Annotated in this window: 23 protein-coding genes; 9 read left to right on the forward strand and 14 right to left on the reverse strand. The window is 53.6% G+C overall.

The window, feature by feature from the left end:
• Positions 1 to 47: 47 nt before the first annotated feature.
• From ACOQPM_RS17045 to ACOQPM_RS17060, 4 genes are all read left to right on the forward strand, one after another.
• Entirely contained in the window at positions 48 to 854 is an 807-nt protein-coding gene (locus tag ACOQPM_RS17045) for an aminoglycoside N(3)-acetyltransferase (protein ID WP_420630474.1), read from the forward strand.
• A 96-nt stretch (positions 855 to 950) separates the two neighbouring features.
• Complete coding sequence (locus tag ACOQPM_RS17050) at positions 951 to 2,456, forward strand: acetyl-CoA carboxylase biotin carboxylase subunit (protein ID WP_420630475.1); 1,506 nt, start codon at positions 951 to 953, stop codon at positions 2,454 to 2,456.
• 117 nt (positions 2,457 to 2,573) lie between these two features.
• A complete protein-coding gene (locus ACOQPM_RS17055; protein WP_420630476.1) occupies positions 2,574 to 4,997 on the forward strand; it encodes a hypothetical protein in 2,424 nt (807 codons plus the stop codon).
• A gap of 84 nt (positions 4,998 to 5,081) precedes the next feature.
• On the forward strand, positions 5,082 to 7,274 hold the full coding sequence (locus ACOQPM_RS17060; protein WP_420630477.1) for a protein kinase domain-containing protein: 2,193 nt from the start codon (positions 5,082 to 5,084) through the stop codon (positions 7,272 to 7,274).
• Between the two features lie 179 nt (positions 7,275 to 7,453).
• On the opposite strand, the gene ACOQPM_RS17065 is transcribed toward ACOQPM_RS17060, so the two are convergent.
• The 12 genes from ACOQPM_RS17065 to ACOQPM_RS17120 form a co-directional block, all read right to left on the reverse strand.
• Positions 7,454 to 8,380, reverse strand: a complete 927-nt coding sequence (locus tag ACOQPM_RS17065; protein WP_420630478.1) for a phosphotransferase family protein — start codon at positions 8,378 to 8,380, stop codon at positions 7,454 to 7,456.
• Between the two features lie 12 nt (positions 8,381 to 8,392).
• Positions 8,393 to 9,031, reverse strand: coding sequence for a TrmH family RNA methyltransferase (locus tag ACOQPM_RS17070; protein WP_420630479.1), 639 nt, complete (start codon positions 9,029 to 9,031; stop codon positions 8,393 to 8,395).
• A 36-nt stretch (positions 9,032 to 9,067) separates the two neighbouring features.
• Positions 9,068 to 9,571, reverse strand: a complete 504-nt coding sequence (locus ACOQPM_RS17075) for a GNAT family N-acetyltransferase (RefSeq protein WP_420630480.1) — start codon at positions 9,569 to 9,571, stop codon at positions 9,068 to 9,070.
• An 83-nt stretch (positions 9,572 to 9,654) separates the two neighbouring features.
• A complete protein-coding gene (locus ACOQPM_RS17080; RefSeq protein WP_420630481.1) occupies positions 9,655 to 10,206 on the reverse strand; it encodes a pyridoxamine 5'-phosphate oxidase family protein in 552 nt (183 codons plus the stop codon).
• Positions 10,207 to 10,269: 63 nt separating this feature from the next.
• Complete coding sequence (locus ACOQPM_RS17085; RefSeq protein WP_420630482.1) at positions 10,270 to 11,154, reverse strand: PhzF family phenazine biosynthesis protein; 885 nt, start codon at positions 11,152 to 11,154, stop codon at positions 10,270 to 10,272.
• Positions 11,155 to 11,234: 80 nt separating this feature from the next.
• Positions 11,235 to 11,564 (reverse strand): cupin domain-containing protein, encoded by a 330-nt coding sequence (locus ACOQPM_RS17090; protein WP_420630483.1) that lies wholly within the window; start codon positions 11,562 to 11,564, stop codon positions 11,235 to 11,237.
• A 59-nt stretch (positions 11,565 to 11,623) separates the two neighbouring features.
• Positions 11,624 to 12,376: an MOSC domain-containing protein gene (locus ACOQPM_RS17095; protein ID WP_420630484.1), complete on the reverse strand. Its 753-nt coding sequence runs from the start codon at positions 12,374 to 12,376 to the stop codon at positions 11,624 to 11,626.
• A gap of 68 nt (positions 12,377 to 12,444) precedes the next feature.
• A complete protein-coding gene (locus tag ACOQPM_RS17100; protein WP_420630485.1) occupies positions 12,445 to 12,750 on the reverse strand; it encodes an AzlD domain-containing protein in 306 nt (101 codons plus the stop codon).
• Positions 12,751 to 12,822: 72 nt separating this feature from the next.
• The gene (locus tag ACOQPM_RS17105; RefSeq protein ID WP_420630486.1) at positions 12,823 to 13,566 is read right to left on the reverse strand and encodes an AzlC family ABC transporter permease; all 744 of its coding nucleotides are present in this window, start codon (positions 13,564 to 13,566) and stop codon (positions 12,823 to 12,825) included.
• A gap of 79 nt (positions 13,567 to 13,645) precedes the next feature.
• Positions 13,646 to 15,028 (reverse strand): pyridoxal phosphate-dependent decarboxylase family protein, encoded by a 1,383-nt coding sequence (locus ACOQPM_RS17110; protein WP_420630487.1) that lies wholly within the window; start codon positions 15,026 to 15,028, stop codon positions 13,646 to 13,648.
• 84 nt (positions 15,029 to 15,112) lie between these two features.
• Positions 15,113 to 15,808, reverse strand: a complete 696-nt coding sequence (locus ACOQPM_RS17115) for an aspartate/glutamate racemase family protein (RefSeq protein WP_420630488.1) — start codon at positions 15,806 to 15,808, stop codon at positions 15,113 to 15,115.
• An 82-nt stretch (positions 15,809 to 15,890) separates the two neighbouring features.
• Positions 15,891 to 17,354: a PLP-dependent aminotransferase family protein gene (locus tag ACOQPM_RS17120; RefSeq protein ID WP_420630489.1), complete on the reverse strand. Its 1,464-nt coding sequence runs from the start codon at positions 17,352 to 17,354 to the stop codon at positions 15,891 to 15,893.
• A gap of 254 nt (positions 17,355 to 17,608) precedes the next feature.
• Between ACOQPM_RS17120 and ACOQPM_RS17125 the strand changes: the two genes are divergently transcribed.
• The 4 genes from ACOQPM_RS17125 to ACOQPM_RS17140 all read left to right on the forward strand — a co-directional run bounded on the left by ACOQPM_RS17125 (position 17,609) and on the right by ACOQPM_RS17140 (position 20,257).
• On the forward strand, positions 17,609 to 17,761 hold the full coding sequence (locus tag ACOQPM_RS17125) for a pilus assembly protein (protein ID WP_420630490.1): 153 nt from the start codon (positions 17,609 to 17,611) through the stop codon (positions 17,759 to 17,761).
• A 115-nt stretch (positions 17,762 to 17,876) separates the two neighbouring features.
• Positions 17,877 to 18,422 carry a zinc ribbon domain-containing protein gene (locus ACOQPM_RS17130; RefSeq protein ID WP_420630491.1) on the forward strand — a complete coding sequence of 182 codons (546 nt, stop codon included), beginning with the start codon at positions 17,877 to 17,879 and terminating at the stop codon, positions 18,420 to 18,422.
• A 37-nt stretch (positions 18,423 to 18,459) separates the two neighbouring features.
• The gene (locus ACOQPM_RS17135; RefSeq protein ID WP_420630492.1) at positions 18,460 to 19,377 is read left to right on the forward strand and encodes an ABC transporter ATP-binding protein; all 918 of its coding nucleotides are present in this window, start codon (positions 18,460 to 18,462) and stop codon (positions 19,375 to 19,377) included.
• Positions 19,370 to 20,257: a hypothetical protein gene (locus ACOQPM_RS17140; RefSeq protein WP_420630493.1), complete on the forward strand. Its 888-nt coding sequence runs from the start codon at positions 19,370 to 19,372 to the stop codon at positions 20,255 to 20,257. The genes ACOQPM_RS17135 and ACOQPM_RS17140 overlap by 8 nt, the downstream gene beginning before the upstream one ends.
• A 71-nt stretch (positions 20,258 to 20,328) precedes the next feature.
• Here ACOQPM_RS17140 and ACOQPM_RS17145 read toward each other — a convergent pair whose 3' ends face one another.
• Together ACOQPM_RS17145 and ACOQPM_RS17150 are read right to left on the reverse strand one after the other, a co-directional pair.
• The gene (locus tag ACOQPM_RS17145; protein WP_420630494.1) at positions 20,329 to 21,108 is read right to left on the reverse strand and encodes a TerC family protein; all 780 of its coding nucleotides are present in this window, start codon (positions 21,106 to 21,108) and stop codon (positions 20,329 to 20,331) included.
• A gap of 147 nt (positions 21,109 to 21,255) precedes the next feature.
• Positions 21,256 to 22,059: a polyphosphate kinase 2 family protein gene (locus ACOQPM_RS17150; RefSeq protein WP_420630495.1), complete on the reverse strand. Its 804-nt coding sequence runs from the start codon at positions 22,057 to 22,059 to the stop codon at positions 21,256 to 21,258.
• A gap of 172 nt (positions 22,060 to 22,231) precedes the next feature.
• On the opposite strand from ACOQPM_RS17150, the gene acs reads away from it, so the two are divergent.
• The gene (acs, locus tag ACOQPM_RS17155) at positions 22,232 to 24,142 is read left to right on the forward strand and encodes an acetate--CoA ligase (protein WP_420630496.1); all 1,911 of its coding nucleotides are present in this window, start codon (positions 22,232 to 22,234) and stop codon (positions 24,140 to 24,142) included.
• Positions 24,143 to 24,242 lie beyond the last annotated feature (100 nt).

Genomic DNA, 24,242 nt, shown 5'->3' on the forward strand with positions numbered 1-24,242 from the left:
ATTTGTGTAAATCATTGTGCGTCTGTGCCCTATTTGACGGATGAGCTATGACAGAAACGGCCGTTATTCAAAAATCCCCCCATCCCTTTACCAAAGCGATTCTCATTGAGCATTTGCAAGCATTGGGCGTGCAGCCTGGCATGGTTTTGCTGGTGCATTCCAGCTTAAGCAAAATAGGGTATGTGCCCTGTGGCGCGGTGACGGTGGTTCAGGCTTTGCAAGAAACCCTGACCGAGGCTGGTACGCTGGTGATGCCAACCCATACTAGCGATTACACTGATCCAGCCCTGTGGCAAAATCCGCCAGTGCCAGAAGCGTGGCAACAAACGATTCGGGAAGCGATGCCCGCGTTTGATCCGCAGCTAACACCAACGCGGAGTATGGGAGCAATTCCAGAGCTGTTTCGCACCTGGCCCGGTGTGTTTCGCAGCAATCATCCGCAGGTTTCGTTTGCGGCCTGGGGTCGTCATGCAGTGGCCATCACCGCAGACCATCAGCTAGAGTTGAGCATGGGCGAAGGCTCGCCGCTGGCGCGAGTTTATGATTTGGATGGGTTTGTGCTGCTGCTTGGCGTGGGGCACGGCAACAATACGTCGTTCCATCTGGCAGAAGGGCGGGCTGGTGTGCGAAAAATGATGCGGCAGGGAGCGCCTATTTGGGCAGACGGCCGTCGCCAATGGCAATGGTTCAATGATTTGGATTACGACGACGACTCCTTCCCCAAAATTGGGGCTGATTTTGAGCAAGCGCATTCAGTGCAAATTGGCAAGGTGGGGTTGGCAGAATGCAGGCTGTTTCATCAGAAAACGGCCGTTGACTTTGCCACCGATTGGCTCAAAAATCGCGCTGCTTGAGGTTCTAAACAGTTGCGTGGTGCAAAGAAGCCGCCGTAAACTTGAGCAATCTCTAAAATCTCTGTGAACTCTGTGACTTATGATTAAGGAAAATCTATGTTTCGGAAAGTGTTGATTGCGAACCGAGGTGAAATTGCGCGGCGGCTGGTTTTGGCCTGCCATGAACTGGGAATTACGGCCGTTGCCATCTACTCAGATGCCGATGCGGAGGCTCCCTGGGTGCGACTGGCCGACGAACGGTACAATCTGCCCGGCGTGAGTGCCACAGAGACCTACTTGAACCAAACGGCCGTTCTGGACATTGCTACGGCCTGCGGTGCAGAAGCTATTCATCCCGGCTACGGCTTTTTGAGTGAAAACGCCGCCTTTGCCGCAGCCTGCGCCGAACGCGGTATCGCTTTCATCGGTCCCGGTCCGGAAGCAATCGACTTGATGGGCAGCAAGGCCAAATCCCGTGAGATTGCAGAGCAGGCGGGTGTCCCCATCGTGCCGGGCGTGGACGGGGCAGGGATGAGTGCGGCAGCGTTGCAAACGGCCGTTTCCCACATCGAATACCCCATACTCATCAAAGCCAGTGCGGGCGGGGGTGGCAAAGGGATGCGCGTCGTCTGGTCTGCTGACGAATTTGCCGATGCCGTGCAGGCAGCACGGAGTGAAGCCCAAAACTCCTTTGGCGACGATCATGTGCTCGTCGAAAAATATTTCACGGAGATTCACCATGTTGAAATTCAGGTATTGGGCGACCAGCACGGCAATGTGCTGCACTTGTTTGAGCGTGAGTGCAGCATCCAGCGGCGGCACCAAAAAATCATTGAAGAGACACCTGCTCCGGTCATTCAGGATGATGATTTGCGGCAGCGCATGGCGGCAGCGGCCGTTTCCTTAGCCAAAGCGGTCAATTACAGCAGCGCAGGCACGGTGGAGTTCATTGTGGACGAAAAAGGCGGCTTCTACTTTTTAGAGATGAACACGCGGCTTCAGGTGGAGCATCCGGTCACGGAACTGGTTACGGGCGTTGATCTGGCCGTTTGGCAAATTCGCATAGCCAGTGGCGAACGACTGCCATTTGGCCAAGACGACATTCAGCAGCGTGGCCACGCCATTGAATGCCGCGTGTATGCAGAAGACCCGGCCAACAATTTTTTGCCTTCAATTGGGGAGATTACACGGTACGAACGGCCGTCTGGCCCTGGTATTCGCGTGGATGATGGGATTGAGTCAGGAACGGCCGTTTCGCCCTATTACGATCCCATGCTAGCCAAAGTGATCACCTGGGGGCACAGCCGCGAGGAAGCCATTGGCAAGATGGTTCGCGCTTTGCAGCAAACAGTTGTCTTGGGCGTGACTACCAACATTCCGTACCTGCTGGCCATCCTACAAGAGCCAACCTTTTGCAGCGGCCACACCAGCACCAGCTACCTGCAACAAATCTTCCCCAACTGGCAGCCAGAGGCGCTGGATGACGACGGCTGGCTGGGTGCGGCCGTTTTTGAGTTGCTGCAAGGTGGGGGCAAAAAAGTGGGAACGGCCGTTACCGCTACAGAATCCAACGCTTACGATCCTTGGGGGGAAACGGCCGTGTGGCGCAACGTCCGCCGCTAATTTATGCGATGTCTAAAAAAGACAAGAGGATAAGGTTTACAGGTTGCGCCAAATTCGGCATAATATCCCCGCACCAACCGAAGTTTTGAACCCAAGCATACGCAAAGGCAACGTCTTGTGGACGACCGTAAACGGGCCATTGACGCCACCCAAGCTACCCTTCATACTCTGCAAAAGATTGCCCACACACGGAAGGTACATGAATTGTCGTCTTTGTCTTTGCCTGAAATTGATAAGCTGGTTGCAGCTATTGCCAAATATGCGCCTGCTGGTAACGTCCCCGGCGTAATCCTCAACGGCTTGCTGCGGCTGCCCAACCGTAAGCCGCCAACATCCACCGTGCGGCGCGACATTCATCTGCTGTTCAAAGGAGTCGATCAAGCATTGTTAGATAAGGCAGTGTACGGTACGTTTTTCGCGGGACCTGCGGCCGTTTTGTGGGCGTACCAAAATTTGCTCAAGCTAGCGGGCAAAGAGGTGGATGCCTCATTCCCGGAGGGCATCTGGCAATTTTACGTAGATTATGCCCTGCGGGACGACACGGCCCGCCACGCTTGCGAGACGCACGGCTTTGACACGGCTCTGCGCCAGCACAATATTCAGCTTTCCCAGGCGAATCGCCTGACCGCCCTAGCAATGACGGCCGTTTATACCCTGCACCAATATTACGACCTGCTAGAAAATGAATGGCGCGAGCGCGTTTACACCAGTGTGTTGCAAGAAGTGACGGCGGATTCACCCAACCAGGCTCAATTTGCCAAACTGTACCGCCAATGGGAACACAAACGGCCGTACGGCCGTGCTGCCGACGTACAGCCCCAGGAAGATTATCCCGCCTACCGCCGCCGCAAATTTGATGCTTTCCTGGCTGATGCACTCAACAAATTGCCGTCCACAGCTAAAGAAGCCTGGCAGCAAAAAATCGCCATGGCCGAGGCCGAAGCGTTGCCTGCCTACCAGCGGCAAATGAGCATTCGCGCCTACCTCAAACCGTCGCTGTACGGTGAAGAGCGCAAAGCCATTCCGCTGGAGCAGGTGCAAATTGGCATCATCTACCAGGGCCGCTACTACTTGCTGCCTGCCTGTGCCGATAAAAACGGCCGTCCCCAAGACGCCGGCACCATGCACAGCCTGATCACCCAACTACTGGCTCATTCGCCAGAAAACCCACCCGCCCAGCTAAACCAACTGGCGCAACTAAAACGTTCCGCGCTTTCCAAATTTATGGGGCAGCTTGGCGAGGGGGCACGGCAAGAGTTTGCCAGCTTGCGGCTGGCACCCATCTGGATCAATGCAGATCAGCAGTCGCGTCACCAGCCGCTGGCTAGCCTGCGCCAGGCGGAGCGCGCCATCGGCGACCAGCCGCTAACCATTTTCGACACAGGCGAGACCTTTGTCTTCGATTTGTCACACATCTTTTTTGACGGCATTTGGGGGGCAGCCGTGGCCGAAATCATGACCAATGAGGCACTCTCTTGGGCAGTTTATTTGCACGGTTTGCCAGCGGTGGGGGGGAAGGGGAAACGGCCGTATTTCCTGCATCTTCCCCTGCGTGTCAGCGATCGCCAAAAAATGAGTCACGCTCCCCGCGTGGCGCAAGAAGTAAGCGCCGAAACGAACGCCGTTCATTTGGAAGCGATTTTAGAGCTGCGCGAGCTGTTCAAGCAGCGCAACGATTTGCTACGCATGACGGTCAACGATTTGCTCGTTCTGTACCGCACCATTCATGGCTTGGCGTATCGCCCTGCGCCAGAGTTGGTGGAGCAGTTGGAGATGTTGCTGGCAAACGGCCGTACCCAAACTGCTGCCAAAACTGCCCTCAACGCTATCCAAACCCAGGCGGCTAATCCCGCTACCCTCATTCCGGTGGATGCCAGCCGTCGTAGCCCGCGCGACCGCGTCTACCCTATGACCTTCGAAGTACCATTGGCCAATCTAGATTTGATTGGTGAGCATCAGCGCACCCTGGCCGCGCTGCGGAACTACGAGCGCGCCACCCGCAACCGCCAGCACATTTACAGCCAGTTCCAGAAGCGACAAAAAGCGTACCTAACCATGCTGGCAGGCTTTGGCGAGGTGTTAAACCAGGCCAAAATTCGTGCCAGCACGGGCGAAAGCATGAGCGTAGATACCATTCGGCTGCTGGCGCATTTGCCTGTGCCGATTCAGCGGCTGCTGGATAAAATCCCCGGCCAATTTGACGTGCTTAATGATTTGATCAAGGGGCGGGAAGTCTTTTCTAACGTGGGAGGGGTGGCTCCCGGCAGCAGCCTGACCCGCTTCATGACGGCCAAAGATGACAATGAAAAGAAGGAGCTGGCTTGGGGCGTACTCACCGATGCCGACGGCGTGATGACCGTGACGGTGCGCGATTTTCGGCCGCATGTGGCTCAGCTAACGGCCGTAAGCCGCCACGATCTCGCCATTCGTATTATTGCCGACCAGCTAGATTCTTTTGCTGCTGGGCTCAACCAATACGTGCGCGATCTGCATCGCATCGCCACCACATCCTACGAAAAGCGTGGCTTATTCAGCCGATAATTTTTTTGCCATGGATTGCGCGGATTTACACGGATTTTTATGTTTGAATCCCAAAAATCCGCGTAATCCGTGGCTAATTTTTCCATGACAGATTTCAACCAAGACCCGCTCATCGGGCAGCAGCTAGATGAATATGAACTGATTTCGCTCCTGGGGCGGGGTGGAATGGCCAGTGTTTATCGCGGGCGCGACGTGCGCCTGAAGCGGGACGTGGCTATTAAGGTGATTGATGCTGTCCACCGCGCCGATGAAGATTACCGGGCTCGCTTTGAGCGGGAGGCGCAGGCAATTGCCCAGCTAGAGCATCCCCACATTGTGCGGCTGTACCGCTACGGCGAGGTGTCAGGCCTTTTTTACATGGCGATGCAGTATATCCCCGGCCAGGATTTACGCAGTTATTTAGATGATTTGCGGGCGCGGGAGGCGTGGCTGCCGGCGCTGGAGGCGGCGCGGCTGGTGCGGGAGCTGTGCGGCGCGCTCGATTATGCCCACAGCAAGGGCATTATCCACCGAGACGTGAAGCCATCGAACATTATGCTGGACGAAGACGGCCGTTCCTACCTCACCGATTTTGGCTTGGCCTGGCTGGCTGGCAGCGACACCCAGGGCGAGATTTTTGGCTCGCCGCACTATTTAGCCCCGGAGCAGGCGATGAGTTCCGCCAGCGTGGTGCCACAAAGCGATTTGTACGCCGTTGGCGTGATTTTGTACCAGATGTTTACCGGGCAACGGCCGTTTGAAGGTGCTGAACCGCTCGAAATTGCCCTGAAGCAGATGAGCGACGCCCCGCCAGACCCACAGGAACTGCGCCCTGAACTAAGCCCAGCACTTTCCGCCGTTATCCTGAAAGCGCTGGCTAAAGAGCCGGAGAATCGCTTTGCCAACGGAAATTTGCTGGCAACGGCCGTTGAGCAAGCCATCCAGCAGCTAGACCAAACCGATTTCAAGCTGCCGCTTACCCAACTGGCCGCTGCCCCGCCTGTGCCAACCCCGGTTGCCCCACCCCCACCCACAGTGGCTGGGCCGCCGTTGTCCAGCGCGCCGCGCACTTTGCCACCGCCACCTGCGGCCGTAGCCATGGGGCAGGCGCAACATACCGTTACCCCCACGCCCAAGCCGGAAAAAGTGCAGACGAACAACGGCCGTTCTTGCCTCTTCGTATTGCTATTTTTCATCATTATTTTGGGGGTGGCTATCGGTGGAGGCTGGTTTTTCATCTGGGAAGGTCGCACGTTAGGGGATTTGACTTACCTGGCGCAAAACGGCCGCTTCCCACCGACGGCCACCGTCACAAACACGCCATCCCCCGCAGACACGCCAACTTTGGAGCCTATTGAGACGGAAACGGCCGTACCTATCGAACCAACCGCCACATTCTCAACCCGCACGCCACTGCCCAGCCCAACGCCAACCGGTACAGAGACGCCCACGCCGCAACCAACTGCCACCGCCACGCCCACTAGCTTGCCCACACCAACCCCGCTCGTTATTCTCACTCGCGAAGCGGACGGAATGCCGCAGGTGCTCATCCCCGCCACCACCTTCTTGATGGGGGCGCGAGGCGAGGACGAACTGGCGGAGGCTGACGAACGCTCCCGCCACGAGGTAACGCTCGATGCCTTTGCCATTGATTTGTATGAGGTGAGCGTGGCGCAATATGCCGCCTTCCTCAATACGCTGGGCGATTATGTGGCTGCCTGTAACAACTTCACCTGCCTCTCCACCCGCTTCGAGACGACGCGCAGCTACCTCACCGACAATGCCGTCGAGTATGTGTCGCTTGACGGCTTTGGCGACTACCCGATCAACAACGTGAGTTGGCACGGAGCCAATGCGTACTGCCAATGGGTGGGCGGGCGGCTACCTACCGAGGCTGAATGGGAGTTGGCGGCGACAGGGGGAGACGGCCGTATCTATCCCTGGGGTGACGATTTAGAAAATGATGATGGTGTGATTACGGCCGTTTTCGCTGGCACATTCAACAACTTGCAGCCTGTGAATAGCCTGCCTGAAGGGGTAAGCCCATATGGCTTGCACCACATGGCAGGCAACGTGTGGGAATGGGTGGCCGACGGCTACGACCCCATTTACTATGACCGCTCCCCTAGTGAAAATCCCACTGGCGCAGACGTGGGCATAACGGGCGAATATGTGCTGCGCGGTGGCGGCTACGACAGCTCCGCCGAAGAGATTCGCACCACTAACCGCGCCAGCGAACGCGCTCCCGAATTCCGCCAAATCCCCAGCGTCGGCTTCCGCTGTGTGACCACGCCTTAGTTTTGCCACGGATTTTCAGGATCAAAAGGATTCAGTAACGCAACTGTCAAAATATTGGCCGCAAATTTCACGAATTGACGCGAAGTTAGAGCAAAAATTTGTGGAAGTTTGCGTCATTCGCGGCAAAAAAGTATTTTCTGCATACGTCTTGAATCTGTCGAAATCCGTGCAATCCGTGGCTAAAAACCCAAATTCTTGGCGATATTTCCCTTGGTCCATTCATATCCATCTCGGCTGCCTGTTTGGGCGAAGAAGCGCAGGCCGTCTAAATTGATGAAGCATTGGTAGCAGCGAATCCGTTCAAAATAATGGGGGACATCGCGCTTTTGCGTGTGGTAGAATTGTTCAAATTCAGTGATGTAATTGGCTCTGTTGGAGTTGGTTAGGTAGGCAACATCGAAGAGAAAGTCACCAAATTTGGCGTTTGCCCAATCGAGAACGGCCGTTACCCTCCCCCTATCCGCCAACACATTATTAAACCCATAATCACCATGAATCAGATACCGTTCTGTAGGCAGGTAAGGGAACAGTCGCTGCATTTCTGTGTACAGTTGGTCGAATAATGGCCGTTCCAAAAACGAATCCTCAAACAGATGGTGCCACTGACCAAAAAACCCCTCATCTTCTTCTTTGCCCACAGTCAAAAGATAGTTTGGCCAACTGGGGAATGCGCCAACGGCCGTTTCCTCAAAAAAACCATATCCCCGCGTGCTACTGACATCAACTTGGTGAATCAAATCCAACATTTTGATTATTTCCGGCAACGTTTCAGCATATTGTTCTGGTGTTATCTCGTCGAGCGTTTGTCCAGGAGCTCGCGGGGCAATGGCAAAATAATAGTCTGCGTACTGCCCCTCGTGCAAGATTGGCGGTAGCGGAACGTCACTTCCCTGCAGCAAATTGGCAATCACTGCTTCCTTCTTTAGCGTATGCGCCATCGTGTTTTCCACCAGCCGCATGACTAATTCCTGGTTGCCCACGCGAAAAGAGTAAACCAGCGCGATATGCCCAGTTCCCAGCGGCGCAAGGTCTAAAATAGGCGAGTTGTAAAATTGGCCGATGAGGTCGCTGATTTCAGATTTTGGGATGTCTGGTTTGATTGTCATAGAAGAAAAGGCTTACTTGCTGCCAAACTGTATTTGGTAGATGGCAATGCCAAAGGCAACGGCAACGTTGAGGGAGTTTTTGATGCCGCTCATGGGCAGGGCAAAGATGCAGTCAGCCAGTTGCTGGATGGCGGGATCAACCCCCACTTTTTCATTGCCGATGAGGAGAAGGATGGGCTGGTTGGGTTGCTGTGGCAAGGGGGTGGTGAAGAGGTTAACGGCCGTTTCTCCTTCTTCCAGCACCCAAACAAAATATCCCTCCGATTTTAACTGAGTGATAGCGTGAACAGAATTGCGATGTTGTGTCCAGGGTAGGGCGGTTTCTGCGCCCAAAGCAGTTTTAGCCAACTTGGGATGGGTTGGCAGGGCGGTAATGCCACCCAGATGCAGATGCACAATCCCCGCACCATCGGCCGTGCGGATGATGGCACCAACATTGTACAAACTGCGAATATTGTCTAGCAAAAGTTCCAGCCGGGTAAAGCGAGGTGATGTTTGGATAGGTGGTGTGCCTCCAGCCTGCGGTGTGGCTGCCTGCTTGGTGGGTGCGCCGCAGTGAGGGCAGCTTGTGCCTGCCGTGTCACCAGCGGCGGCGGGGAAGCGAAAGTGACAATCCACCGCAACGCATTGCCGGATTTCATACGGCTGCATTGTTTTTACCACTGCCAGGTACACCCAAGGCGACGATCATCCAACCCCCACCTTTTGGCTGCGCCGTTCCAAAAAGAGGACATCTCGCCAACGGCCGTCCTGCTGCCCCAACTTTTCGCGTCGTCCAACCACCCGAAAGCCGCATTTTTCATGCAGCGTCACGCTGGCGATGTTCTCCGGGAAGATGCCGGCTTGCAGCGTCCAAATGCCATCCGCTTCAGCATCTTCAACCAGGGCTTGCAGCAGTCGCTTGCCCACGCCTTGCCCCCAGGCGGCAGGGGCAACGTAGACGCTTACCTCGGCCACCCCCGCATAAACGCAGCGGCTGGAAACCGGGCTGAGTGCCGCCCAGCCCACCACCTGGCCACCGTCAGATTGAACAACGAAACGGCCGTTTGGCAAATGGCCGCTATCCCACGCTTCCCAGGGTGGCACGTCGGTTTCAAAGGTCGCTTCACCAGTGGCGATGCCGTCTGCGTAAATTTGGGCAACGGCCGTCCAATCGTCGGCTTGCATGGGGCGTAGGGTGAATTTTGTCATAGGGTTTCGCTTTTGTTGGTAATCCGTAATCGGTGAACAGTAATCGGTAATCCGTTCAGAGATTACCGATAACCGTTTACTGATTATTGGTTGTAAAAAAACGCGCCGGGAAAATCCTCGGCCACTTCTTTCTTCTTGCCGCTCCACTCGTGGATGTTGATGCGGTAAACGGCCGTTCGCTTCAACTCTTCTGGCGTAATGCCCCGATAATGCTCGCCGGGGCGCAGGTGCGGGGCGTATTTGTCCAACAGCAGTTGCAGGCCATGTTCAGCTTCGGTGGGGTCGGTGATGGTAACGGCCGTACCAAACACCGTCACGCCACTGTACTCCACGCTAAACTCCAACGCCTCTTTGGCAGGGAGTAAACGACCCATCTCGAAAATAGTAAAGCAAATTTTGGTTTCTTGTGCCAGATTGGCCGGCGTGCGCCCTACTCGGGCGGTGTGCATGTAAATGGCGTGAGCGGCTTCATCGTACACATACAAATTGCTGTTTAAGAATGGCTGATCGCCCTGGTTAAAGGCCAAAACGCCGACGGGAGTGCGGTGTAGCAGGGCGCGAATCCAGCTTTCATCAGTCACGGCGCGGTCGCTGCGACGGATGTCGGTGTTGGCTAGTTGGGTGTACTCTTTCATGGTTGCTCCAGTTTTATTTTGCCACAGAGAACACAGAGATTTCTGAGGTTTGATGAATATTTTTTAGATTTTGAGCTGGCCGGTCATGACGGTTACGGCCGTACCACTCACCTTCACCATCTCAATATCTTCTGGCGGGCCAACCACTTCTACCTGCGCCTGGCCGGGTCGGTTCATCCAATGGCCCTGTTCAGCGACGAACGTGGGGCTGCTAATTAGCCCATGATGCCACAAATAAGCCGCCATGCCCCCAGTGGCCGAGCCAGTAAAAGGGTCTTCCGCCACGTCTGGCGCAAAGCCAAGGTGACGGGCAAACGTATCGCCCAGGTCAGTCACGCCCTGCAAACAAAACAGATGTGGTCCGAAGAAGCCCGCGTTTTGACGGAATGTTTGGTAACTGCTTTCTAGCCGGACGCGGCGCAGTGCTTCCAAATTGCGAACAGGAATCATCAACTGCGGTGTGCCGGTGCTGACGATTTGGGGCGATGCCCCCGGCAAGCAGTCTGTAGCTTCCAGGCCAAAGTGAGGCATGACCTCTGCTGGGGAGAGCGTGGCTAGAAATTGTGGCTTCTTTTGGTTCATCACCACGCGTACGCCCGTTTTGGCCGGGTACAGCTCAATGGGAATAGGCCCAACTTGCAGCTCTAGCGAAATTTTTGTGTAATCGCCTTGCAGCTTAATCTGGCCTGTTTCCACCAGCGCGTGCATCGTGGCGATGGTGGGATGGCCTGCCAAGGGGATTTCTTCGGCAGGGGTGAAATACCGCGCCCGCACATCGGCCACGGATGATTTGAGGACGAAGGCAGTTTCAGACAGGTTCATCTCTTTGGCAATGGCGAGCATCTGGTCGTCGGTCAGGCTGTCGGCTGCAAAAATGATGGCGCAGGGGTTCCCGGCTAACGGCCGTTCCGTAAACGCATCCACCTGCATAAAAGGGTAGGTACTCATTTTTCTCCTTTTAGCCACAGAGAACACAGAGGATTTTGAGAAATTGATTGCCTGCTCTGGGTTCTCTGCGGACTCCGTGGCTAATTCGTTGGCGTAGATTCAGGGGGCGCAAAAAAGACCAGGATTTTGAGTTCCTCAGTGATCGTGTGGAATTTGTGGGGTACGTGGGCGGCTACAAAAACAATGCTGCCCGGCTGCACAGGCTGAGTCTCATTCCCCACATCAATCTGCCCCTGACCGCTGATGATGTAATACACTTCATCCTCGTTGTGTGGCTGCTGCGGATCAACTCCCCCAACTGGGAGGATGTATAAACCCATGCTCATGCTTTCATGGCGCAAAAATTCGAGGTACAGTTTTTCGCCCTCTGCCTGCTCTGTGATTAACTGTTCAGTCTTGAATACTTCCATTGTAAAAACCTTTTTGTAATTGAGTAATTGGGTAATTGCTCAGTTGCTCAATTACCTAATTACGCTCTTACCAGCTTCACTACATCCCCCACGTGAACCATGCCAGGTCGTTCGGTACTGCTGAGAACGCCAGCGCAGTTTTGCCGCGTTTGGGCAACAGTTTTGAGCACGGCTGGCTCCTTTTCACTCGTTTCAGGGTCAATGTTGATCATCACGCAGCGCTGGATGCGCTGGTTGAGGCGAATGCGAAGGCCATCTGGCATGTTGCCTCGCTGGTTGCCGAAAACGAGGCTGCTGTCTAGCCAGCGCTCTTCCACGAAGGGCTGTTCATCAAATGGCTCGATGATAATGTTTTGGCGGAAGCGGATCGGTGTCATTGCCGTTCCAATCATTTCACTCAACGCAGCCACCGTTGTTGTACTCATCACGGAAATCACCTGGGTGTCGAACGCGCCGCGCCCAATTTTGATGAGATTAACCGGCTTGCCGTAGGCGTCAGCCAATTCCTGATTTAGTTCGGGGGAATGGATGGGGAGGATACGGCCGTCTGGCAACGTCACCTCCACTGGCGAATTAACCACATCCTCTGGCTGCGCGAAGCGAGGCGTGAATTGCAGCATTTGCGGTAGCTGCCGCCCCGTTAGCCAGGGGAAGCCGGATTGATCATCTGAGCGCACAAACGCATACCGCCGATCTCCATCCAGCCCATGCCAGAAGCCATGCGCTTCCTGTAATGATTCCCCCCGCATTGATTTCACCGGAAAGCGATACAGTTCTTTAACCACACCAACTTCTACAAATTCTTCAATCATTATTTCCTCAACAGTTTGCAAGTGGGCGAGTGGGCAAGTTGCAGTTAGTAGGCAAGCGTATCACCTTGTCATCCCAAGACCCACAACAGCACCATCCCCACTGCCAACGTCCACAAAATGTTTTTAGTGCGCCAAGCTACCAGAATGGCAATCACGCCCGCCAGCAGCCGGGCGTTTCCCAGCGACAGATCAAAGTTGCCGCCGGGCATGAACAGTTCTGGCAAAATGATAGCGGAAAGTACGGCCGCAGGCACAAAGCGCAACGCCTGTCGCCAACCTGCACTGATCGTGGCGCGTTCCAACAGCCAAATGGGCACTAACCGAATGGCATACGTGATGATGCCCATGCCAATTATTGCAATCCAAAGATTCATAAGTTCCTCTGAAAATTAAAATCGGAACACGGAGAAGACACAGAGTTGCACGGAGAAAAGGAGAAATCTGCGCTAATCTGCGAAATCTGCAGATATTGATCTTTTCCGGTTCTCCAACCAGACGCCGACGGCGATGCCAGTGAGCGTGGCAACCATGAGGCCGAGTTTGTACGGCCAGTTGAATGTGAGCACGGCAACTAGGCCGGCCGTGAGCGCGGCCATTGTGTTGGGGCGATCTTTTAGCGTTGGCACGACAATGCCGATGAAAGTGAGTGCCAGGGTGAAGTCCAGCCCCCATTCTGGCGGTACTTGCGTACCTAGCAGAATGCCAACGGCCGTACTCACCTGCCACACGCCCCACAGTGTAAAGCCTGCCCCCAGCCAGAAATAATGTTTATGTGCCAGAGGAATTTGCCTGTTGCCGTAATGGACGGCCGTTGCCGCATACGCTTCGTCGGTGAGCAAATAGGCCAGCAGCCAACGCCATTTGCGGGATAAATGCTGAATGTCAGGGCCGAGGGCAGTGCTGTACAGTACGTGCCGCAAATTAACGATGAAGGTCGTTAGCCACAGAATGGGTAGCGGCGTGCCCACGCCAATAAGCTGTGCGCCCAAAAATTGCGCCGATCCGGCAAAGACAATGGACGACATTGCCTGTGCTTGCGGTGGCGTTAGCCCCGCAGACAAGCCCAGCACGCCATAAATCATGCCAAAGGGAATTACGCCAATGGTAATAGGAATCTCTGCCTTGATGCCTTGCCAAAGTGCGGTTTTTATGGCGGAACGGCCGTTTGCAATCTGTGTTTCGGTTAACATAAAATCTCATTTGAGGTGACAGTCACGGGGCGAATGATTTTGGACGACCTCGATCGTGCACCCCGTGACTGTCACCTGGTTACGCCATTTCACACAGCGCCTGCCAACAAATCTCAACATCCCGCTGCTCTGTTTGCCAGTTGGAAAATGCGGCCCGGATGGCTGGTTGTCCCTTGAATACAGTTTGCGTCAGATAAACACGGCCGTCGTCCCGTACTTTGACTAAAAAGTCCTGAATTTGGGGCAAGCTGGGCCAGTTTGCCAGCGTAAAGCAGACGCAGTTTAAGCGTACTGGAGCCAGCAATTCAAACTGGTGAGATTGCACGATTTGCTCGCCTAGCCATTTTGCCTGGGCGCAGTTACGCTCTACGATATCGCGGTAGCCGGAACGGCCGTATGCCAACAGCGTCATCCAGGTGGGCAAGGCGCGAAAGCGACGCGAATTTTGCGGCGTCCAGTGCACCGGGCTGGGCGTTTCTCTCATCTCGCCGAGGTAAACGGCCGTATTCTGGAACACCGCCAACTGCAACTCAGGGTGGCGGCTGAAGGTCATCGCCGAATCGTAAGGCACATTGAGCCATTTATGAGCATCAACCGTAATCGAGTCGGCGGCGGCTTGCCCATTCAGCAGATGGGCAAATTTAGGTGAGCAGGCGGCAAAGCCACCAAAGGCCGCGTCCAGATGCAGCCAAAAGTTGTGCTTTTGCTTTAGCGCTGCAATTGCCTGCAAATCATCAAAATCTACCGTGTTGACGGTACCGCCGCTGGCAATGATCACAGCAGGCTCATCCAGCGTGGTCAAGATTTCGGCCAGGGCAGCCATGTCCATTGCTTCGCGGCTGGGCGAGGTGGGCACTGGGGTGATGGCTTGGCGACCCAAGCCCAGCATGGCGAGTGCCTTTTTGCTGCTGGAATGGGGTGTGGCAGCAAGGATGGGAAACGGCCGTAGCCCCCACAGCCCATTCTCTGCCACATTCACACCCTGCTGCTGCCCAATCCACTGTCGCGCCTGAGCCAGCCCCACAAAGTTACTCATCGTCGCGCCGCTGACGAAGGTGCCAACAAAATCATTCGGCAGGCCAAAAAGCTGCCGCAGCCAGTGAATCGCTTCTTGCTCCACATGCGGGGCAATGGAATCTTCATTGGCGGTGGGATTTTGGTCGTAAGTCGCCGCTAGCCAGTCGCCAAGCAAGGCGGCGGGGGTGCTGCCCCCGGTGACAAAGCCCAGGTAGCGCGGCCCGGCACTGCCAGATAGCCCTGCTTCGTACTGTGTGCGGAATTGTTCCAAAGCGTTTGCTGCGCCGACGCCAATGGCGGGTAAATCAATTTGATTTGGCGCAATTTGTGGAAAAACGGCCGCTTGCCGTTGTGATACCGTTCCTAGAAAATCAGTGGCTGCGTGAACGGCCGTTTCCAACAATTCAGTTTGATTCTGCTGATCGTGCTTGAGCTGCTCGTTCATAAAACCCTCTCAAAAGTGCCAGTCACGGGGCGCATGATCTTGGTCATTCAGGATCGTTTGCCCCGTGACTGGCACTTGCCCGCCTTATTCAGACTCCAATGCACGCTGAACGGCCATTTCTGCATGAATTGCCGTCGTGTCGAACAGCGGTATAGGCGTGTGTTTCTGCTGTACCAGCATCACAATTTCAGTGCAGCCTTCGATGATGCCCTGTGCGCCTTGCGCGTGCAGATCGTTGATGATTCGCAGGAACTCATTGCGAGAAGCATCCTGCACATTGCCCAGGCATAACTCGTCGTAAATGATGCGATGCACGATTTCGCGGTCTTTTGCGAGTGGCACAACTACGTCCAGACCGTGCTGGGTTAGCCGCCCTTTGTAAAAATCTTGCTCCATGGTGAAGTTGGTGCCTAGCAGCCCTACTTTTTGCAAGCCGCGCTGCTTAATGCGAACGGCCGTGGCGTCTGCCAAGTGCAAAATAGGGATGCTGATTGCTTGCTCAATTTGCGGAGCCACTTTGTGCATCGTGTTGGTGCAAATGAGCAAAAAGTCTGCTCCAGCCGCTTCGATTTGTTTGGCGGCTTGAGCCAATGCTGCCCCGGCCTCATCCCAGCGATTTTGGTGTTGCAACGTTTCAATTTCATGAAAATCCACGCTGACCAGCACGATTTTGGCGGAGTGCAGCCCGCCTAATTTTTCCTTCACCAGTTCGTTAATCCAGCGGTAGTACAGTTCGGTGCTTTCCCAACTCATTCCGCCCAACAAGCCAATCGTTTGCATCTAAATTCTCCAAAATTGGGACGCGGACAAACGCGGATGAACACCGATAAAAAAATCTGCGTCATCCGCGTTCATTGGCGTCCTAAACATAGGGCAGCCAGTCGCCGCCGGTGGTGCGGCTGGTGAGCTGTTGCTGAATGAGCGAGCCGAGCAGCTTGACGCCAGCCTCGATGCCTTCTGTGCCTAAATTGCCAAAACAGAGCCGCAAATATTCGCGCCCTTTCTCTTCCAACATGTATGCCTCGCCAGGGGTGAAGGCAAAGCCATTTTGCAGTGCCTGATAGTACAGCACGCCAGGCGGGGCGTAGTGGGGCAGGCTGACCCAGCAGCTAAACCCACCTTGCGGCTCACTCCAGCGAACGGCCGTTGGCATCCATCGCTGCAAACTGTTTAGTAGCGCATCTCGTCGCTCCTGGTAAATGGGCAGCACTCGCCGCAGATGCTTTTTCAGGCCACCTTCTTGCAAAAAGTGAGCCAGCGCCCGCTGGAGCAGCCCCGTGCCGCATAAATCAGTGGCGCGGCGCAGGGTGAGCAATTGGTCACGCCAGGCGGTTGGCATGAGTAAGTAGCCCACGCGCAGCCCCGGCATCAAAATTTTGGAGAAACTGCTCAAGTAAAGTACTCGGTCATCATCATCTTGTTGTTTGTAGCTGGGCGGCGGCGGACCAGCAAACCCTAGCTTGCCGTAAATATCATCTTCGATGATGAGCAAATTGTGCCGCTGCGCCAGCTTTAAGATGGCCTGTCGTTTGGCAGGGCTGGTGGTGAAGCCGGTGGGGTTGTGGTGGTTGGCGACGGTGTAAAACAGGCGTGGCCGGTGTGTTTGAATGAGTTGTTCCATCTGAGCCGGGTCTGGGCCGTCTGGCTGGACGGGGAGGTGCAACGGCCGTAATCCCTGTGCCTTGAGTACGTTCAGCACCCCCAAAAATGTGGGTTGTTCTACCAAAACCATATCGCCTGGCTGGGCAATAGCTTGGGCAGCCAGGGAAATGGACTGCATCGCGCCGGAGGTCACCAGGATGTCATCTGGCGTTGCTTCAATCCCATCTTCGTGTAGCAGTTGAACGATGGCCAGACGTAGGGCTGCATCCCCCTGAATGGGGCCGTAGCTGAGTAAGTTGTTGGCTTGTGGGCGCAGCCGCTCCATCTGCTGCCAAAACGCTTCTGTTGGGAAAAGTGACGGGTCGGCGTGGGCCATTGCCATCGAACGCACGCCAATCACCTGGTTGATGGCGAGCATGTCATTGATGGCGCTGTCTGGCGTGAGAAATTGACCAACAGTGGGTTGTAGGCTCATTTGTTGTACGGCCGTACTCACAAACGTCCCTCTGCCCACGGTGGCTTCAACCCAGCCGTCAGCTTGCAGTTCGGCATACGCATTTTGCACCGTCAGACGGGTTACGCCCAGCGTGCGCGCCAGGCTCCGCACGGTTGGGAGGCGGCTGTTGGCAGGGAGACGGCCGTTGCTAATTTGCGTTTTGATCTGCTCGGCAATTTGCCGATACAAGGGCGGTTTGCTGTCGCGATTTACGGTCAGGTTAAGCATTTTGCTGTTTCCTGTACTTGGAGAAGCGTAAGTGTCCCAACTTTACAGAGACAATCCTCTTTTGCAAAGAGACAATTTGCTTGAAATAATGGTGACAATTACATATTGTCATCATATACAAGGTTTTTTGTAGGCATCCTGGTGATTTTTTAATGGGAAAGAGGTAATATTGCTGTTATGAGTGCTGTAAGATTTGCATGATTTGATCTTCGCATCCACAAAATATTTTGCTTAATTTATTCTGCGAGGACATCATGTTATTTCTTAATGACGAGGGGCAGCGAGGACAGGGGCTAATGGAATATGCACTTGTTCTTGCCTTGGTAGCAGTGGTAGTCATCTTGGTTATCTCGCTGTTGGGTCCCCAAATTGGCAATATGTACAGCCGCATCACGAGTGGTTGGTAATTTTTTACGAGCCGCAAGCGCATTACAGAAAGGCGTTCCCAAGTGGAGCGCCTTTTTTGTTTGATTGTTAAGATGGCGTTTTCACTTTTACCTTTGTGTTATAATCTCCGCCGTTATGAATTTACCCACACTAGAGACGCTTGTTTCGTATTTAACCATTGTGGCTGCGGTGATGGGGGCTTTGTTGGCCGCCTTATGGTTGAGCCTAATTATTTGGGCTTTTCGGGACATGCGAGCCCGCTCCCGCGATCCGTTTGCCCAACTGCTGGCGGCTTTGTTGGTTGCAGCTTTACCAGTGGTGGGCATTGTGATCTACTTTATTTTGCGGCCACCAGAAACGCTGGCAGAAGCCTATGAGCGGGCGCTGGAAGAAGAGGCATTATTGCAAGAAATTGAAGAACGGCCGCATTGCCCTGGCTGTTCTCGCGTGATTGATGGCAAATGGCTGCTCTGCCCTCATTGTCATACTCGCCTCAAAAAAGCGTGTCAGGACTGTAATTCATTACTGGAATTGCAGTGGAATTTGTGTCCTTATTGCGGCAACCATGCGGTTGATCCGTACAAGGCGAATGTGGTGGATACGGCCGTTCCTGCCCCAGACCCGCTGCCAGAACCTGAAGAAGCTGACGCAGTGGAACCGCTTGGTGAAACAGAACTGTAATTGGGCAATTACTCAGTTACCCAATTAATTCCGTGCCATGTCACAAACCTTTGCTATCCAATTAGAAAATGTGAGCAAAACCTTTGGCCGCCGCAAAAAGCGGGTGCAAGCGGTGCGCGAGCTTGATCTGTCGGTTGAGGTTGGGCAGGTCTTTGGCTTTTTGGGACCAAACGGCGCTGGGAAGAGCACCACCATTCGCATGATGATGGATTTTATACGGCCGTCTGCGGGTACAATTCAGCTATTCGGTAGCCCTGTTCAAGGAAACTATGTGTTGATGCGCCGGGTGGGTGCCTTAGTCGAGGGTGCTGCTTTTTACAACTTTCTCACTGGACGAAAAAATCTGGAAATCCTGGCGCGAACGCGAGGCTGCTACGACCCAAAGCGCATCGAAAGTTTGCTGGACCAAGTTAGCATGACCAACCGGGCAGATCGCCGGGTGCAGGGCTACTCAACCGGCATGAAGCAGCGTTTGGGTCTAGCTGCTGCTCTGTTGAATGATCCGGATTTGGTTATTTTGGATGAACCAACTAACGGGCTGGATCCGGCGGGCATTCAGGATGTGCGGAACTTTATTCGGGATTTGGCGAAAAAGCAGGAAAAGACGGTCTTCTTGTCTAGCCATTTGCTTAGCGAAGTGGAGCAAGTGTGTGATCAGGTGGGCATTATCAATCAGGGGCGGCTGGTGCAAACGGGCAACGTGGCAGAGCTATTGGCTAGCCAAACAGTCATTCGGCTAGCCGTCACGCCGCAGGCGCGAGCGATGGGGCTGTTGCTGCCTAACTGGACGGTGATTGAAGACGGCCGTTGGCTAGAAGTGGCAGCGGAGCGTGATGCAGTTCCCGCTATTGTGCAGCAGCTCGTTGCTGCCGATGTGCAGATTTTTGAGGTTGTGGTGCAGCAGCAAAGTTTAGAGGAGCTGTTTTTGGCGGCGACAGGGGGAACAGATGCGTAATGTATTGAGCGCTGAGTGGCGCAAATTACTGGGCCACACCAAAGCTTTTTCATTTCTCGTGCTGATTTTTCCCATTGGCGCGCTGCTCATTGTGCTGTTTATAGACATTTTGCCTGGTTTGCTTATTCCTGAGGTGCGCGAATTTAGTGCCAGCAGATCGCGCACTTGGACAGGCGATTTGCTGACAGTTTGGACAATGTTGACGGGTTTTCCGGGCGGAACATTTTTGCAAATTCCGTTTATTGGCTTTATTGCTGTTGCGTTTGCTGGCGAATTTCAATGGGGAACCTGGAAAAATATTTTGCCAGGGCAGTCTCGGACGCTGCTGATTTTGGCCAAGTTTATTGTTTTGATTAGTCTGTTTTTACTCACTCTTATGGCCACTTCCTTGATTTTAACAGGTGGCAATTGGCTCTCGTCCATCTTGTTTGATTCATCGTATGGCCCGCCGCTGGCAGAATTAGATGTTGCCCAATATGTGGCAGAATATTTGTCACAACTGATGGTGACCTTCGCCAGCCTAGTCATTTCTGCGGCGATTGCCGCGCTCGTTGCTATGTACAGTCGTTCAGTCATGGCAAGCGTGCTGCTAACCATTGGTGTGAGTATATTGGAGTCTAGTTTGGTGCTGTTGCTGCTTGTGGTAGGGAGCATCTTGAATCGCCCCAGCTTAATTAACATTTTTGTGGCAACGCCAATTTACAATCTGGAAAATATTAGAAGCTGGATTTTGGAAGGCGTAGGTTCAAATGTGGGGGGGATGCCGGGATTTACGGCCGTTCCTTCTTTGAATGTTTCTGTAGGGATTGTTGTGATTTGGTTATTGGGGCTGCTGGGACTAACGGCCGTTATTTTCCATCGGCAAGACATCACATCCTAAAAAAAATTCCCCAGAAACAAATCAGCTTCCGGGGAATTGTGGTCTTACTCATAACCCATAATCTGGCTTGATTAGTCGGCTGTATCGCTTAAGGTGGGCTGGTTGTGCAGCTTGACCGGTTTGTTTTGTTTGCTCTTGAAGCGTAGCTGCAAGAAGTCTACAATGACAGAGAAGGCCATGGCAAAGTAGACGTAATTTTTCAAGTGCAGTTCTTCAGCTGCTTCATGGGCCCAGCCTTCTACCACCAACATCGCGCCAATCAAGATGAGGAAAGAGAGGGCTAAAATCTTCATGGAGGGATGCCGCTCGATGAAAGAGCTCACCTGCCCGGCGAAGACCACCATGATGATGGCGGCTAAAACAATCGCGGCAACCATCACGGGCAAAGAGTCCGAGATGCCAACGGCCGTAATCACCGAATCTAGCGAAAACACTAGATCAATTAGCAGCACCTGAGTGATCATGCTGGACATTGTAAGCATACCCTCCCGTACAGAGTGCGTTCCATGTTCCTCTGTGTCCAGCTTCTCGTGAATTTCATAAGTACTTTTACCAATGAGGAACATGCCGCCTAGCAATAAGACCAAATCTTTACCAGAGATGGTATTGCCAAAAATGGTAAACAGATCTGTACCTTCTAGCTGTTGTACCCAGGTGATGGCTAACAGTAGCAAGATGCGGCTAACAACGGCAAAGGCAATGCCTAGCTGCTGTCCCTGTTTCCGCTGGTTCTCTGGCAGCTTGCCAGACAAAATCGAAATGAAGATAACATTGTCAATACCCAACACCGTTTCCAGCGCCAATAATGTTAAAAATGCTACAAGGTTTTGTGCAGTAAATAGTTCAGCCATTTCTCTCCCTCAAGAAAATAAGTAAAGATGAATAATGATGCCATTGGGACGGCCGTCTGTCAATATAGCTACTAGGACTGGCAGTCCTAAAGTTCTCATTGCTGTGGCCAAGCGCCTATGAGGACTGCCAGTCCTCTTATTCGCGCGTTATTGGATCACCACCTGATCCAAATTATCTTCTGGTTCAGGATATTGCGGGTTCATCTCCCGCAGCGTGTGCACGATTGTTCTCATGATGGTCAGGTTGCGGTACCATTTTTGGTTGGCGGGAATCACATGCCAGGGTGCCCAGACTGTGCTGCATTGCTGCAGCATCTCTTCATAAGCCGCCATGTAGTCCGGCCAGAGCTTACGCTTGTCCAAATCTCCCAGCGAGAACTTCCAATTCTTTTCTGGCTCATCCAGCCGCGACTGAAAACGCTCTTTTTGTTCATCCAAAGAGATGTGCAGGTAAAACTTCAGAATGCGTGTGCCAGTGTCGTGCAGTAGCTTCTCGAATTGGTTTATTTGTTCGTACCGGGGTCGCCAAACTGCTTCTGGCACGATGTTGTGCACACGTACCACTAGCACATCCTCGTAATGGGAGCGATTAAACACGCCAATCATCCCTTTGGCTGGCACCACTTTGTGGATACGCCACAAAAAGTCATGCGCCAGCTCTTTTTTGGAAGGCACTTTAAACGAATCCACGCGCACGCCTTGAGGGTTCACCCCTCTCAAGATATTGCGAATGGTGCCATCTTTGCCGCCAGCATCCATCGCTTGCAGCACAATGAGCAGCTTTTGTTTGCCTTCTGCATAAAGCTGTCGTTGCAGGGCGATAAACGCTTTACGTAAGGTCTTGAATTCGGTTTCCGCTGCGGCGCGGTCTGGGTGGAACTGTTTGCCATCAGTGGGGAGGTTTTGGAGTGTAAACGGCCGTTCTCTCTCAAGTTGGTGGGTTAAGGGCATATTCTTTCCTCTTTTGGTTGATTTATTCCCAATAGTAATGAAAGTTTTACGATTTGCCCATTTCCCAATATACTTGATTCTCATCCTAAGAATGAATGCCCATCTGTAACTCCTGGCAGAAAATTGATTCTAGAAACAAACGAACACACCCCCAAAAAGAAGGAGGCTCTACATGGCTGATGATAAAAATATGGTCGGAGACGTTTATTTCCCCGCACCCGAAGTTGTTTCCGCTGCTCACATTTCCGATTACGATAAAGTACACCAGGCAGCAACCGAAGATTTAGCCGGATTCTGGGGCAAGATCGCTGCCGAAAATTACGAATGGTACAAACCGTGGGAAACAGTGCTAGATGACAGCAACGCCCCCTTTTACAAATGGTTTGTAAACGCCAAAGTCAATATCATCCACAACGCCCTAGACCGCCACATGCGTACCGACACGCGCAACAAAGCAGCCCTTATTTTTGAAGGCGAAAAAGGAGACACGCGCGTCTACACCTATCAACAACTCAACCACGAGGTGTGTAAATTTGCCAGCGTCTTGCGCTCGATGGGCATTGACAAAGGGGATCGCGTTACCATTTACATGGGTCGCATTCCCGAACTGATGATTGCCATGCTAGCCTGTGCCAAAATTGGAGCCATGCACTCCGTTGTTTATGGCGGTTTTTCCACCGAGGCTTTGCTTGGTCGCATTGACGACAGCAAATCCAAGCTGCTGATCACCTGCGACGGTGCTTGGCTGCGCGGCAGCATTATCGAGCTAAAGCATATTGCCAACGAGGCTGTGGATCGGGCTGGCACAATTCAATCTGTCATTTGCGTGAAGCGCACCGGCCACGAGGTAAAGATGGTGTCTGGCCGCGACTATTGGTATCACGATCTCATGAATTTGCCTGTGGCCGATCCCAAGGCCAAAACTGAGGTGATGGATGCCGAAGACCCACTCTTCATTCTGTACACTTCTGGAACAACAGGCAAGCCAAAAGCGATTTTACATACACATGGCGGTTACATGGTGTGGACTTCCACGACCCTGAAATGGGTGTTCGACATCAAGCCCGAAGATGTCTGGTGGTGTGCAGCCGATCCCGGCTGGATTACGGGTCACAGCTACATTGTATATGCGCCACTGGTTTTAGGTGCCACTAGCTTTATGTACGAAGGTGCGCCCACGCATCCGTATCCGGATCGCTGGTGGTCGCTGGTAGCCAAATACAACATTACTATTCTATACACAGCACCAACCGCCATTCGTGGCCTCATGCGTTTTGGCCGAAGCTGGCCGGGCAAGCATGATCTTTCTAGCTTGCGCCTGCTGGGTTCTGTGGGAGAACCCATTAACCCAGAAGCCTGGAAATGGTATCATCGCGTTATTGGCCAGGAGCGTTGCCCTATTATGGATACCTGGTGGCAAACGGAAACCGGTGGCTACATGATTACGCCGCTGCCTAGCGTGCCGCTCAAGCCCGGATCGGCTACGCGCGGCTTCCCTGGGATACAGGTAGATGTGGTGGATGAAGAGGGTGATCCTGTGGCGGCCAACGAAGAGGGCTATCTGGTAATTAAAGCACCCTGGCCTGGCATGCTGCGAACCATCTTCCAAGACCCGGATCGGTATGTGCAGCAATATTGGAGCCGCTTTGCCGAGCAAGGCTGGTATTTACCCGGTGACAGCGCCAAGAAAGATGAGGATGGGTATATTTGGGTAATCGGCCGTATTGATGACGTGATTAAAGTGTCTGGCTATCGGCTAGGCACGGCCGAAATTGAAAGCGCGTTGGTGAGCCATGCAGCTGTGGCCGAAGCGGCCTGCATCGGCGTGCCCGATCCGAACGAGGTGAAGGGCAATATCATCAAAGCCTACTGCATTTTGCGGCAAGGGTTTGAGCCAAGCGAGAAGCTCTCGATGGCCCTGCGCGACCATGTGGGGCATGAGATGGGACCAATTGCCAAACCCGCCACGGTGGAATTTGTAGACGGTTTGCCCAAAACCCGCTCTGGCAAGATTATGCGCCGCATCCTCAAGGCCCGCGTCATGGGGCAAGACGAAGGGGATTTGTCTACCCTAGCGGATTAAGTAACATCGGATTCAGGTTCAATAGGCCAGGGTTTACGCAACTCTGGCCTTTTTTACGGCCGTTTCCCTCATGTAGACGCAAATCCCAACAACATGTGAT

Origin of the sequence: Candidatus Leptofilum sp. (assembly GCF_965223525.1) — a bacterium.
Taxonomy (GTDB): Bacteria; Chloroflexota; Anaerolineae; order Promineifilales; family Promineifilaceae; genus Leptofilum.